Here is a 12,702-nt window from a genome sequence, read left to right as displayed (position 1 = left end):
GCGCCCGGCCCGCTCGTGACGACTACTCGCCGATCACCGGCGGTGCGGTCAGTTCGTCGGTTCCGAAGATCTCGTTGGGATCGTCGCCGACGAGGAACTTGGCGCTGCGCTCCTCGTCCTCGCCGCCCTTCCCCTTGGCGCCACCGGCTCCCATACCGCCCATGCCGCCCATCATGCCGCCGGCGCCACGGCCCGCTCCGGAACCGGAACCGGAACCGGCCGCGCCGCCACCCATGCCGGCGCCGCCCATCGCACCCGCGTTGCCGGGCAAGGCCGCTCCGCTGCTGCCACCGGGACCGAACCCGGCGCCGAAACCACCGTCCGGACCGAAGCCGCCCGCACCGGGGATGTCGGTGCCGCCGAAGCCACCGCCACCGCCTCCCCCGCCGCCGGGGCCGAAGCCGCCTGCACCGGGGATCTTCGGCGGGGTGTAGCCGGACGCGCTCGTCCCGTCGTCCCAGGACGGCGGCTTGTAGTTGCTGCCCGGGATGTTCGGGTTGTACTGCCCGCCGGGCAGGTTGGACCCCGGCAGGTTCGATCCGGGAATGTTCGACCCGGGCATGTTGCTGCCCGGCAGGTTCGACCCTGGCAGGTTCGAACCCGGCGTGCCGATGCCCGGCATGTTCGAACCGGGGACGCTCGGCATCCCGCCGGGCGGCATCGAACCGGGCGGCGTCGAGATGCCCGGCATGCCGTTGTGCCCGTTCCGGTCGCCCTGACCGTTCCCGTTGCCGTCCTTGTCCTTGCCGTTGCCGCCGCCGTTGACGTCGACGTTCGTGTTCTGCCCCTCCATCTTGCTGTAGGTGGGCAGCTTCTTGCCGTTCTCGGAACTGGCCTTGAAGTACTCGTTGAACGCGTCGACGTTCGCTTGACCCTTTTGGTTGTAGTCCCGGATCGCGCGGTCGGTGTCGGTGGTCCACGGGGTGATGGAGTTGAGCAGGTTGTTCTTCGGCGGGTCCTTCGGGACCTGCTGCACCTTCGCCTTCACCGTGGTGAACGCGGTGTTCTGCTCGCCGAGGTACTTGTCGGAGTCCACCAGCTTCTTGCCGGAGTCCTCCATCCACGCCCGCAGCGGATGCGCGCCGGACTGCTGCGCGGCTTCGGCGCTCTTACCGGTCCAGGCGGCGTCCATCTCCTTCGACAGGGTGTCGATGGTGGTCAGCCTGTCCTGGTAGCCGGACTTGAGCCGGGTCGCCGCGGCCTGGCCCTCCTGGATCGACCCGGTGCCCGGACCGGTGACGATCTTCTCCCAGATGTTGTAGCAGTCGATCTTGCGATCGCCGCCCGACGCTTCGTAGTCGCCGGATTTCGTGGTCGCCAGGTTGTAGGCCGAATATCCGGCGATGATCGGCAGCAGGAACACGCGTCAGCCCTCCTTCAACGTCTCGATCATCGCTTCCCCCACTTTGAGCGCGACCGGACACGGCGCGCTCGCGCCGGGCCCGTTGTCGTACTGCACCAGGATGTTGACGGCCAGCTGGTCGGTCACGCCGACGAAGAGGCCGCATTTGCCCTTGTCACGGGCGTCGAGCGACGCGGCGTACACCGCCGGATACCCGGCGACCTCGGTCGGCTCGAAGTACTCGTTGTTGGCCTTCGTGTCGTAGACGTCGCTGAGGCCGTTCTTGTTCGCGAGCACCGGGCTGATCTCGATCTGGTTCAGCCGGTCGTCCGCGGCGAAGATCGAGCAGCCAGGCCCGACGCTCGTCGTGCGCTGCTCACCTTCGCCGAGGCCGAGCTCGGTGCGCTTCGCGGCGGAAAGCGCGGAGCAAGCGTTGCTCTCGATCGAGGCGGTGTTCACCGGGTTCGACACCTTGGGCGCGGAGCCGGACGAGCCGCTCGACGCGCCGGGGGAACCGGTCGTGTAGGTCGGCTCCGAGGAGGCCGTGCCGCTCTTGGGGCTCGAACAGCCCGCGACCAGCGCGGCGGCGGCGAAAACGAGTACGAGGGAACGTCGCATCACACGGCCTTGTGCTTGTTGAGCGAAGACTGCGTTTCGGCCTCGTTCGTGGCGATCTTCTGCTTCGCGGCGGTCAGCTGGTCGATGTAGTTCTTGACGTAGTCCTGCATCTTCTGGTTCTGCTCCAGAAACGCCTTGCCCGACGGGTTGGCCAGCTTCTCCCAGTCGCCGCTCGCGAACTCCTTGCCGGGCGCCTTGACGTTCGCCATCAGGTTCGCGTCGTTGTAGTCCCGCTTGAGCTCGGCCTGCAGGTCGGTCCACTTCTTGATGATGCCGTCGATCTTGTCCTTGTCGAAGGTGAACCCGCCACCGCCCCCGCCCGACGACGGCTTGTCAGGATTGGCAGGTGCGGACACCGTGACCTTCTCCTGCCGGTTCTGCTCGGCGTTGCTGTCGTAAGCCATTGGTTCCAGATCCCCTTTTTGAGTCCCCGTGCCTCGACGTCGAGTCAATCCTAAGACGTGACCCGGCGGGGTGGGGTTCCGCGCAAAGCAAAGGGCGGGACTTCTCCGCGATGGAGACGTCCCGCCCTCTGTCGAAGCGGTGCTACTTGGCCTTGACCTCGAGCCGCACGTCGACGCGGACGTCGGGGTGCAGACGGGCGCCGACCGAGTGCTTGCCCACGGTCTTGATGTGGTCCTTCAGCTCGATGACGCGCTTGTCGAGCAGCGGGCCACCCGCGGCCTTGATCGCGTCCACGATCTCGGCGGTGGTGATCGAACCGAAGAGCTTCTTCGAGCCCTCGGCCGCCTTGCCGCTCAGCTGGATGGCGCCGAGGCCTTCCAGGGTCGCCTTGATCTCCTTGGCGTGGTCGAGGTCGCGGATGCGACGGCTCTCCTGCGCCCGCTTGATCGTGCGCACGTTCTTCTCCGCGCCCTTGGTGGCCACGATGGCGTAGCCGCGGGGGAGCAGGTAGTTGCGCGCGTAGCCGTCCTTGACCTCGACGATGTCGCCGGGCCCACCGAGGTTGGCGACGTCGGTGGTGAGAATGATCTTCGCCATTGACGTGCCTCCTTAGCGTGCGGTCGAGGTGTAGGGCAGCAGCGCCATTTCGCGGGAGTTCTTGACCGCGATGGCGATGTCACGCTGGTGCTGGCTGCAGTTGCCGGTCACCCGGCGGGCACGGATCTTCCCGCGGTCGGAGATGTACTTCCGAAGCAGGTTGGTGTCCTTGTAGTCGATGTTCTCCGGGCGGCCCTTCTTCTCGGCCTTGCAGAACACGCAGACCTTCTTCTTGGGCTTGCGGATGGGTGGCTTGGCCACGGTATTTCTCCTGGATTTCTACGTAGTGGTTGTCACGAGGCGTCTCGCGGAGCTCTCGCCCGCGGTGGAGCGCCTGATCAGAAGGGCGGCTCGTCGGAGAAGCCGCCGCCACCGCCGCCGCCACCGGCGGGCGGGGCGGAACCCCACGGGTCGTCGGCGGGCGGGCCGGACTGGCCGCCACCGCCGCCGCCACCGAAGCCGCCGCCTCCACCGCCACCGGTGCCACGGCTGACCTTGTTCACCTTGGCGGTGGCGTAGCGCAGCGACGGGCCGATCTCATCGACCTCGAGCTCGACGACCGTGCGCTTCTCGCCTTCCTTGGTCTCGAAAGACCGCTGCTTGAGGCGCCCCTGCACGACGACACGCGCGCCACGCGTCAGCGACTCGGCGACGTTCTCGGCCGCCTGACGCCAGATGTTGCAGCGCAGGAACAGGGCCTCGCCGTCCTTCCACTCACCGGACTGCTTGTCCAGTGTGCGCGGGGTGGACGCGACCGTGAAGTTCGCGACCGCCGCACCGGAAGGGGTGAAGCGAAGCTCCGGGTCGGACGTGAGGTTGCCGATCACCGTGATGACGGTGTCTCCAGCCATCGGAAAAGTCCTTCGGCTCAGGCCTTGGCGGCGACGGGCTTGGCCGGCTTGATCTCGCGGCGCATGACCTTGGTGCGGAGCACGGTCTCCTGCAGCGAGAGCTGACGGTCCAGCTCCTTGACCGCTTCCGAAGTCGAGTTCAGGTCGAGGAGCGCGTAGATGCCCTCGGCGTGCTTCTTGATCTCGTAGGACAGCCGGCGGCGTCCCCAGACGTCGACCTTCTCCACGCTTCCGCCAGAAGTGCGGATCACGTTGAGGAAGGTGTCCAGGGTCGGGGCCACCGTACGCTCGTCGAGCGTGGGGTCCAGGATGACCATTACCTCGTAATGGCGTGACACAACCACTCACCTCCTATGGGCTCGCGGCCACGGACTGTCCGTGGCAGGAGGGTTTGTCCAGGTAAGCGTACCTGGCGGCTTCGGCCGGGTCCCGGACGGGCGTCAGGAGACGCGGCGCAGGACCCAGGTGCGGACCAGCGCGGCGGTCACACCGGCGAGCACGAGCACCGCGAGCAGCATCGGCAGCTGGACGTCGCCGCCGGGCATGCCGTCGGTCGCGAGCGCTTCGGCGTTGCCCGCGTTGCGGACGTCGGGGCCACCCTGTCCGGCCTGGCCGTCGGTGCCGTACTGCGGGGCACCCTCGCCGGGAAGCGGGCTGTTGGCCGGGTAACGCACGCCCGGAGCCACCGCGACACCCGGCTGCGCGACCGGGAGGTTGCCGTAGTCGCGCGGCGGGGCGTAGCCGGTGCCGTTGCTGCCGCCGGGCAGCAGGCTCGGCGAGGACGGCAGCCCGTTGGTGCCGCCGCCGTTGCCGCCCTGCTGCGGGGCGTTGGTGCCCGGCGTCGGCAGGGTGGGTGCGACGTAGTTCGTCGCGACCGTGGTCAGGCCGCAGCTGCCGGTGACCTTGTGCTCGATGGAGTCGAGGGTCTTCTCGGGGTTGAGCCCGAGGCCCCAGGACTTCGTGTTCTTGACCGCCTGCCGCACGGCCGCGCCGATCGCCTTGCCCTCGACCGCGCCGCCCGCGGCGTTCGGGACCGCGCCGACGCTGATGGTGTTGACCTTGGCGATGTCGTTCGCGGCGACGTCGTAGAGGGCCAGCGTGCCCGCTTCCTTCGCGCCGGCGCGCACCAGTTCCTTGACCGAGGTGCCGGTGATCGCGACGGTGTCGCCCATCCCGCCGTTGACGGTGCCGCTGCACGCGTTCGCCAGCGTGGTGGCCGCCGCCGACGCGGTGCCCGCCGTCAGGAGCGCGCCACCGGTGACCATGGTCGCGAGTGCGGTGACGGTGAGCGCCTTGCGGGTGGTCTGCCAGATGGTGGTCTTCCGCACGAGCGCGATCCTCCGGGTCGGTGGGGGCGTGTGGCAGTGCATGAGGAAGCACCGCAACGGGGATAACGAGGGAGTGACCAGAAAGATACTAGGCGGTAGGACTAACTTGTAGCGGCCATTCGGCGTAGGACCCAGGTGCGCACAAGGCCCGCGCTGACTCCGGAGAGTGCCAAAACGGCGATCAGCAGCGGCAGTTTCCCGTCCTGAGTGAATCCGTCGCTCACGTTCGGTAATGCCTCGGCCTGTCCCGCGGTTTGGACGTCGGGATTTCCGTTCTGGTTTTCGGTCGCGACGCCGAACTGCGGCGCGTAACCCGGGATCTGCCCGCCGTACCGGAGGCCGGGCGACGGGCTGAAGAGACCGGCGGTCGCCATCGGGATGGAGCTGTAGTCACGCATCGGGGCGTAGCCGGTGTTGACGCCCCACGGCAGGCCGCCGAAGTTCGGGGTGAAGGTGCCGGGCAGCAGCGGGCTGTTCGCCGCCGGGATACCGCCTTCCGGCGTGCCGCCCTGCGCCGGAGCACCGGGTCCGCCCGTCTGCGGGCCGCCGCTGCCGGGTGTTCCGGGGGCGGGTTTCCCGGGCTGGGGCTGGGTTCCAGGGGCGGGCTTGCCGCCGCCGGTCAACGCGTCGTGGGTGCCGGAGACGGCGCCGTTCAGCGCTTCCGCGGCGGGTTCGCCGATGACCGGGACCGGCGCGACGACGGCGTTCACCACGGTCACCGTCACCTTGCAGACCGTGCCGAGCAGCGCGTTGATCGTGCCCGTGAGTACCCCGGAGACCGGACCGGCCTGGCCGAGGTTGAGGGGAATGCCGAGCAGTGGCGTCTTGCCGAGGATCGTGTCACCGGTCTTCGCGGTCACCGATCCGCCGCAGGTGGCGGTCTTGGTCTCGGCGGCGGCGGCCGTGCCGGGCATGGCGAGGGCGGCCGAGCCCGCGAGAATGAAGGCCGACGCACCCAGGGCGGTCGCCCTCCGTGTCCGTTCGCGCATGCCTTCGACTCCTCCGTCGTCGGGGTCACCTACCGACATAACGACGCTAATGGAGACGAGTAACGCCCGCTCACTCGAAGAGGTCAGGCATTCGAGTGGAAGCGGGCGTCACTGAGGGTGAAGATCAGGCGGGCTTACCCCGCAGCCAAGCACGGACCAGAGCCGCGGCGACGACGGCCAGCGCCAGCACCGCGAGCAGCAGCGGCAGCTTGGCCGGGGCCACCGGCGACTGCACGGCCTGCGCGTTGCCGGTGTCCTTCTCGTCGACGGTGGGCGGCGGCACCTCGCCGGGGACGATCTCGGTGATCACCGGCGCTTGGACGAAGCTGCCGGGGAGCAGCGCCGCGTTGCTGATCACGCCGGCGATCGAGTCGCCGCCGATGCCGGTGGAGGAACCCGGGCCGGTCTGGACCGGGAGTTCGCTACCCGGGCCGCCGGGCTGACCCGGCTTCGGGGGCTCAGGCTTCGGGGGTTCCGGGTTCGGCGGTTCGGGCTTGGGCGGTTTGGGGATTTCGGGGACTCCCGGAACCTCCTCGACGACGCCCTGCGTCAGGTTGCCGACGGCGTTCACCGCACCCTGCGCGGGCTTGCAGACACCCTGCGCGGCGAGGTCGCCGACCTCGTTGTCGGTCAGGCCGGTCGCCTTGACCACGTCGCCGACCGGAAGCGAAAGCAGCGGCTTCCGGCCTTCGGCTGTCTTGGCCTTCGAGTCCAAGCCGACCGTCACCACCTCGGATGAACCGAGTGGTGCCGCCGCGTCGAGGACGAGGCCGTCGCCGGACTTTCCGTTCTGCAGCGTCGAATCGCATTCGCCGGAAAGGGTCGGGCTCGGTTCCTCGGCGGCCGTCGCGGTCATCGGGAACGCTAATCCGGCCGTGACCGAAAGCGCGAATCCCCAAGCCGTGATCCGCCCGGCAGTCTTCCCCATCGAGTTCGTCCTCCGCCCCTCAAGACCCAACGCGGTTTAACGGAACGCGCTCACGCTACCCCACGAGCGTGACCGGCTGGGGCGCGCCGGGGAAAAACCGGCGAGGGTAGTTTGCTGGCATGAAAATCGGTGCCCATGTCCGCGACGACGATCCGCTGGCCGCGGTCGCCGAGCGCGAAGCCGAAGTACTCCAGTTCTTCCTTTCCGACCCGCAGGGCTGGAAGGCTCCCAAACCCCACCCGCACGGCGAAGCGATCAAAGAATCGCCGGTCGAGGTGTTCATCCACTCGCCGTATCTGATCAATGTGGCGTCGATGAACAACCGCATCCGCATCCCGTCGCGGAAGAACGTGACGCAGCACGCGAACGGCGCCGCCGAAATCGGCGCGAAAGGGCTCGTCGTACACGGCGGCCACGTCGGTTCCGCGGACGACGTCGAAGAAGGCCTCGTCAACTGGCGCAAGCTTTTCGAGCGTGAACAGGAAAAGGGCGGCTTCGCCGTGCCGATCCTGATCGAGAACACCGCGGGCGGCGACAACGCCATGACCCGCGACCTCGACACGATCGCCCGGCTCTGGGACAAGGTCGGCGAATTCGGCGCGGGCTTCTGTTTCGACACCTGCCACGCGTACGCGGCGGGCTGGGACCTGACCGAGGCGGTCAAGAAGGTCAAGGCCATCACCGGCCGGATCGACCTGGTGCACCTCAACAACTCGCGCGACGAGTTCGGCTCCACGCGGGACCGGCACGCGAACGTCGTCGGCGGCGACGGCACGATCGATCCCGAGGTGCTGGCCGCCGTCGCGGCGGAGGCCGGCGCGCCCGTGATCGTCGAGACCCCGGCCGACGGCCAGGCCGCGGACATCGCCTACCTCCGGGAGCGCGTCGCCTCCGCCTGACTCCCCCTTTCGCAATTCGTCACCTACTTGCCCGGACGACGGGCGCAAGTAGGTGACGAATTGCGTTTTCGGACCTGGGCTACCTGGGCGGGAGGTCGTTCCCTCTCGGGAGGGAGGGCCGGGCTCGCCGATCGCGAAAGGCTCGACCTCGACCGGGAAGCACCCGGTTCTGGAGGGAAGCCATGAACATCAAGTCGAAGATCGCCGCGGTCGCCGTGCTCGCCGTCGCGGCGGGAACGCTGGGGGCGACGCAGGCGAACGCGGCGTCGGGGCCGGGAGCGACCGTCATCGGGTCGGCGGGCGGACCGCTGACGTTCCCCGGTTACGGGGCCGACCCGGTCCGATTCGATTTCGCCGCCTTCGGGGAACCGGGGAAATCGTCGGGCCGGTTCCACGTGAACCATCTGACCGAGGACGGGAAGCTCGTCGCCGATTTCGACGGCAAGGTCGACTGCGTCTCGCGTGAAGGCGACCTCGCCATCTTGACCGGCGTGATCGAACGCGCCGACATCCCCGGGTTCCCGGTGAACGTGGTCGGCCGCCGCGTCGGCTTCTCGGTACGGGACGTGCCGCGCGGCCACGACCGGATCGGCTGGAGCTGGGCGTTCGGCTCGTTCGAGCACGACGTCCTGCCCTGCACCGGACCGATTCCGTTCTTCGAAACGAGCACGGGCGGCTACCTTGTACGCTGAATTCGCTTGACCCTCACACCACGGGAGGGTCGAGCCTGGGCCGTATGAAGAAGCGGACCGGGTACCGGGCGGAGGACGGCGTGCACGTCGTCCCCGCGCCGGAAACCCGTTGGCAGGTACTGACCGTTTTCGGCTACCCGCTCGGCGGGCCCGCCGCTTTCGACGGCTCCGCCGCCCTGCTGGAGGCCGAGAGGCTCGCCGAGCGCCGGTCGGCCGGATCGGGGGCGCCGTCGAGGAAACCGCCGATCGGATCGTCGTCCCCGGCGGCGCGGACCGGATCCCTGCGCGGCTGGTAGATCTCCCGGATCACCAGCGCGCAGAGGCCGACCACCGCGAGGTCGCGGACGACGACGGCGCCGAGGAACCAGTCCTCGGGCAGTCCTTTGTTGTCGACGCCGAGGTAGTACATCATCCGCGGCGCCCAGACGAACGCGTCGAGGATCATCCAGCCGAGCAGCAGCCGCCAGCGCGGGATCGCGAGCACCGCCAGCGGCACCAGCCACAGCGAGTACTGCGGGCTCCACACCTTGTTGGTCAGCAGGAACGCGGCCACCACGAGGAACGCGAGCTGCCCGAGCCGCGGACGGCGCGGCGCCTTCAGCGCGACGTACCCGATGCCGGCGCAGGCGGCGAGGAACAGCACCGCGACGACGGTGTTGAGCACGACCGGTGTCTGGCCCGCGGTGAGTTTCCCGTCGAACCCGGCCCAGCCGGAAAGGTGGGAGATCACGTTGTAGAGCGAGTCCGGATCCATCGGGCGCATCGTGTTGAGCCGGAAGAACTCCCACCAGCCGGTCGGCGCCGCGAGCGCGAACGGGACGTTGACCACCACGAACGTCGCCGCGGCGAGTCCGGCGGTGAGCGCCCACTGTCTGACCTTGCCCGCGCGCAGGCACAGGAAGAACAGCGGGATCAGCAGGAACAACGGATACAGCTTCGCCGCCGCGCCGAGACCGAGCAGGAACCCCGCGACCTCGGGCCGCCGCCGGGCCCAGGCGAGCAGCGCGGTCGCGGTGAACGCGGTCGCGATGGCGTCGAAGTTCGTGAAGACGTGCACCAGCGCCAGCGGCGAGATCGCGACCAGCGCGGCGTCCCACGGACGGCGTTTCAGCGATCGGCCGGTCGCCCACACCGTGACGAGCCACGCCAGCGCGAGCCAGAGCGCCGAGATGTTGAAATAGACGGCCACCGGCAGCGCGCCGGGCAGCCAGCCCGCTTCCGCGACCGAAAGCCACGCTTCGGTGAGCTTCGCGTTGATCCACTGGAACAGCCCGGTCGCGACCGGGTACTCCATGTACCGCGTGGTCTCCTTCGCCGTCCCCGCGTCTTCGGTCCACGAAGTCACGTACGGGAAGGTGTCCGGATCGTTCAGCCGCTCGGAACTGTAGAGCGGGACGATGTCCGAGTAACACATCGCGACGAACGGGCGGCCCGCCCGCCAGTCGAGCTGATGGGTCCCGGAGTCGTCGGTGTACTGCTGAATGCAGGACGCCTTGCCGAACCATGAGAGCAGCAACGCGAGGCAGGCGAGCAGCAGCCCGACCCGTTGCGGTGACCAGAACCAGTGCCGCCCCACGGCGGCGTGCTCGCCGAGCGGGCCGCCGATCGGCCTCGTGGCCGCGGCCGCGAGCGGTTCGTTCCAGCTCGGGATGACCCGCTCGCCGGGGGTGAGGGAGAGCGGAGCCTCGGGCTGGGTCGTCTGGTCGGACACGTGGCGGATGTTAGCGCCTATCCGGGTGACCACCCGGTGATGTCGCCGCTCGGCCATTCGGGCCCCTGCCGCGAGTCGTCCCTCTGGACACGCGAGTCGGCCGGCCAATCACGCGTGTCGTCCACTCGATCACGCGAAAGCGACGTCGCCGCTGTCGTAGAACCCGGCCAGCACCTCCGCGGCCGCGCCGAACGCGACGACGTCGTCGCCCATCTCGTCGAGGTCGACCTGGATCCGTTGCCAGTGCGGCAAAGGCAGGAGCTCCCGCAGTCGCGCGGCGACGGTGTCGCGGTACACCTCGGGTTCCGCGCGGACCGAACGGCCGGTCAGCACGACACGTTCGAGGTCGAGCACCTGGACGAGGTCGGCGAGCCCGATCCCCAGCAGGCCCGCCGCCTCCTCGGTGGTCGCCGCCGCGTTGTGCAGCACCTCGACGCAGCCGCGCCGGCCGCACGCGCAACGCGGTCCGTCGAAGGCGAGCGTGGTGTGCCCGAATTCGCCGGCGTTGGTCCGCGGCCCGCGGTACAGCCTGCCGTCGATCAGCAGGCCGACGCCGATCCCGGTGCCGACGAGGACGACGGCGGTCGCGGTCTGGTCGCCGCCGGTCCATTGCTGGGCGAAGGCGGCGGCGTTGGTGTTCTTGTCGAGCCGCACGGGCAGTCCGGTGCGTTTCGCGAGCAGGTCGCGCAGGGGGACGTGGTGCCAGCCCGGCATGTTGGTGGCGTCCCGGACCACTCCTTCGCGGTGGTCGAGCGGGCCGACGGAGCCGACGCCGAGGCCGAGGACGCGTTCACGCTCGACACTCTTCAGCAGCTCTTCGGTCGCTTCGCCCAGGGCGGAAACCGCCTGGTCTGGAGTGAAGCCGGGTGACAGCGGCCCGCCGCGCGACGCGGTGATCTTCCCGGTCAGGTCGGTCATGAGCACCCGGAACGAGTCCCGGTCGAGCTGGGCGCCGAGCGCGTGCCGGGCGTCCGCGCGGACGCGCAGGAGTGTGCGCGGTTTGCCGACGCCGGACGCGGGCTGGCGTTCTTCGTCCAGCAGGCCGGTTTCGAGCAGCTCGGGGACGATCTTCGAGACGGCCTGCTGCGTGAGCCGGGTGCGTTCGGCGAGTTCGACGCGGCTGAGGCCGCCCGCGCGCAGGATGTGCGTGAGCAGCAGCGCCCGGTTGTGCTGGCGCAGGCCGCGCAGATTGACCCCGGTCTCCGGCATAGCGCGCATCCTGCCATGACTGGCTGATTACGCAACACTGTTGTTTAATGGGCGTATGGCTGACTTGCGAGTGGGGATCTTCGGATACGGCACCGGCGGGCGCGTCTTCCACGCCCCGCTGGTCAACGCGACGCCCGGGCTGACCCCGGCCGCCATCGTCACCTCGAACCCGGACCGGGTGGCGCAGGCAGGCGCCGACTATCCGGGCGCCGACGTGCTGCCGGACGCGGACGCGTTGTTCGCGAAGGCCGGCGAGCTGGACCTGGTCGTCGTCAGCACGCCGAACCGCACGCACGTCCCGCTCGCGCTTCGGGCGATCGGCGCAGGGCTGCCCGTCGTCGTCGACAAGCCCTTCGCGCCGACAGCGGCCGAGGCGGCGAAGGTCGTCGAAGCGGCGAAGGCCAAGGGCGTCGGCCTGACGGTGTTCCAGAACCGGCGGTTCGACTCGGACTTCCTCACCGTCCGGAAGATCCTCGACGCGGCCCGCCTCGGGGACGTCTTCCGCTTCGAGTCGCGCTACGACCGCTGGGTGCCGAAGCCGCGGGAAAACTGGCGCGAGTTCGGCGATCCCGCCGAGGCGGGCGGGCTCCTGTACGACCTCGGCGCGCATATCGTCGACCAGGCGCTCCAGCTGTTCGGCCCGGTCACCGAGGTCTACGCGGAGGTCGACAAGCGGCGTGCCGGGGTATCGGTCGACGACGACGTCTTCGTCGCCCTCCAGCACGCGAACGGCGTGCGCTCGCACCTGTGGGCGTCCGCGCTCGCGGGGACCCGGAACCCGCGGTTCCGCGTGCTCGGCGACAAGGCGACCTTCACCAAGTACGGCCTCGACGTGCAGGAACCCCAGATCAAGGACGGACTGCGGCCGGGTGACCCCGGCTGGGGCATCGAACCGTCGTCGGACGCCGGCGTGCTCGGCGTGAACGACGACGTCGAAACCGTGCCCACCGAGGTCGGCCGCTACGAGGACTTCTACGCGCAGGTGCGCGACGCGCTGCTCGGCAAGGGCGATTTCCCGGTCGATCCCGCCTCCTCCGTCGAGGCGCTCCAGGTCATCGAAGCCGCTCACCTTTCGGGTGCCGAACGGCGCGTGGTCACCCTCTAGCTCCGGGAGCTGAAGGGGACTTTCCCCG

General features: G+C 69.2%; 15 protein-coding genes. 3 read left to right on the top strand and 12 right to left on the bottom strand.

Annotated features, from left to right (window positions below; translation table 11 throughout):
- Positions 1–22 precede the first annotated feature (22 nt).
- The 10 genes from DL990_RS02835 to DL990_RS02790 form a co-directional block, all read right to left on the bottom strand.
- A complete protein-coding gene (locus DL990_RS02835; RefSeq protein ID WP_125797795.1) occupies positions 23–1,363 on the bottom strand; it encodes a PPE domain-containing protein in 1,341 nt (446 codons plus the stop codon).
- Between the two features lie 3 nt (positions 1,364–1,366).
- Positions 1,367–1,960 (bottom strand): DUF3558 domain-containing protein, encoded by a 594-nt coding sequence (locus DL990_RS02830; protein ID WP_125780032.1) that lies wholly within the window; start codon positions 1,958–1,960, stop codon positions 1,367–1,369.
- The gene (locus DL990_RS02825; protein WP_199746191.1) at positions 1,960–2,364 is read right to left on the bottom strand and encodes a hypothetical protein; all 405 of its coding nucleotides are present in this window, start codon (positions 2,362–2,364) and stop codon (positions 1,960–1,962) included. The genes DL990_RS02830 and DL990_RS02825 overlap by 1 nt, the downstream gene beginning before the upstream one ends.
- Positions 2,365–2,506: 142 nt before the next feature.
- Complete coding sequence (gene rplI / locus DL990_RS02820; RefSeq protein WP_005168124.1) at positions 2,507–2,962, bottom strand: 50S ribosomal protein L9; 456 nt, start codon at positions 2,960–2,962, stop codon at positions 2,507–2,509.
- A 12-nt stretch (positions 2,963–2,974) separates the two neighbouring features.
- Positions 2,975–3,223, bottom strand: a complete 249-nt coding sequence (gene rpsR / locus DL990_RS02815; protein WP_005168122.1) for a 30S ribosomal protein S18 — start codon at positions 3,221–3,223, stop codon at positions 2,975–2,977.
- Positions 3,224–3,300: 77 nt separating this feature from the next.
- Positions 3,301–3,813 (bottom strand): single-stranded DNA-binding protein, encoded by a 513-nt coding sequence (locus DL990_RS02810; RefSeq protein WP_101611516.1) that lies wholly within the window; start codon positions 3,811–3,813, stop codon positions 3,301–3,303.
- A gap of 17 nt (positions 3,814–3,830) precedes the next feature.
- A complete protein-coding gene (gene rpsF / locus DL990_RS02805; RefSeq protein ID WP_177242327.1) occupies positions 3,831–4,151 on the bottom strand; it encodes a 30S ribosomal protein S6 in 321 nt (106 codons plus the stop codon).
- A gap of 102 nt (positions 4,152–4,253) precedes the next feature.
- The gene (locus DL990_RS02800) at positions 4,254–5,141 is read right to left on the bottom strand and encodes a hypothetical protein (protein WP_125780030.1); all 888 of its coding nucleotides are present in this window, start codon (positions 5,139–5,141) and stop codon (positions 4,254–4,256) included.
- A 101-nt stretch (positions 5,142–5,242) separates the two neighbouring features.
- Positions 5,243–6,130: a hypothetical protein gene (locus tag DL990_RS02795; RefSeq protein ID WP_125780028.1), complete on the bottom strand. Its 888-nt coding sequence runs from the start codon at positions 6,128–6,130 to the stop codon at positions 5,243–5,245.
- A 124-nt stretch (positions 6,131–6,254) separates the two neighbouring features.
- Entirely contained in the window at positions 6,255–7,058 is an 804-nt protein-coding gene (locus DL990_RS02790) for a hypothetical protein (RefSeq protein WP_125797794.1), read from the bottom strand.
- Between the two features lie 119 nt (positions 7,059–7,177).
- On the opposite strand from DL990_RS02790, the gene DL990_RS02785 reads away from it, so the two are divergent.
- Positions 7,178–7,957 carry a deoxyribonuclease IV gene (locus tag DL990_RS02785; protein WP_125780024.1) on the top strand — a complete coding sequence of 260 codons (780 nt, stop codon included), beginning with the start codon at positions 7,178–7,180 and terminating at the stop codon, positions 7,955–7,957.
- Positions 7,958–8,139: 182 nt separating this feature from the next.
- Positions 8,140–8,649 carry a hypothetical protein gene (locus DL990_RS02780; RefSeq protein ID WP_125780022.1) on the top strand — a complete coding sequence of 170 codons (510 nt, stop codon included), beginning with the start codon at positions 8,140–8,142 and terminating at the stop codon, positions 8,647–8,649.
- A 133-nt stretch (positions 8,650–8,782) separates the two neighbouring features.
- Here the strand turns inward: DL990_RS02780 and DL990_RS02770 are convergent, their stop codons facing one another.
- The gene (locus DL990_RS02770) at positions 8,783–10,360 is read right to left on the bottom strand and encodes a glycosyltransferase family 87 protein (RefSeq protein ID WP_233620366.1); all 1,578 of its coding nucleotides are present in this window, start codon (positions 10,358–10,360) and stop codon (positions 8,783–8,785) included.
- Between the two features lie 129 nt (positions 10,361–10,489).
- A complete protein-coding gene (locus tag DL990_RS02765) occupies positions 10,490–11,569 on the bottom strand; it encodes an ROK family transcriptional regulator (protein WP_125797793.1) in 1,080 nt (359 codons plus the stop codon).
- A 55-nt stretch (positions 11,570–11,624) separates the two neighbouring features.
- Here DL990_RS02765 and DL990_RS02760 point away from each other — a divergent pair, with 55 nt between their 5' ends.
- Entirely contained in the window at positions 11,625–12,674 is a 1,050-nt protein-coding gene (locus DL990_RS02760; RefSeq protein ID WP_125797792.1) for a Gfo/Idh/MocA family oxidoreductase, read from the top strand.
- The last annotated feature ends 28 nt before the right edge of the window (positions 12,675–12,702 follow it).

The sequence above is a fragment of the Amycolatopsis sp. WAC 01416 genome (assembly GCF_003947485.1).
In the GTDB taxonomy this organism is placed as follows: Bacteria; Actinomycetota; Actinomycetes; order Mycobacteriales; family Pseudonocardiaceae; genus Amycolatopsis.
This window is presented reverse-complemented; position numbering and strand designations above follow the sequence as displayed.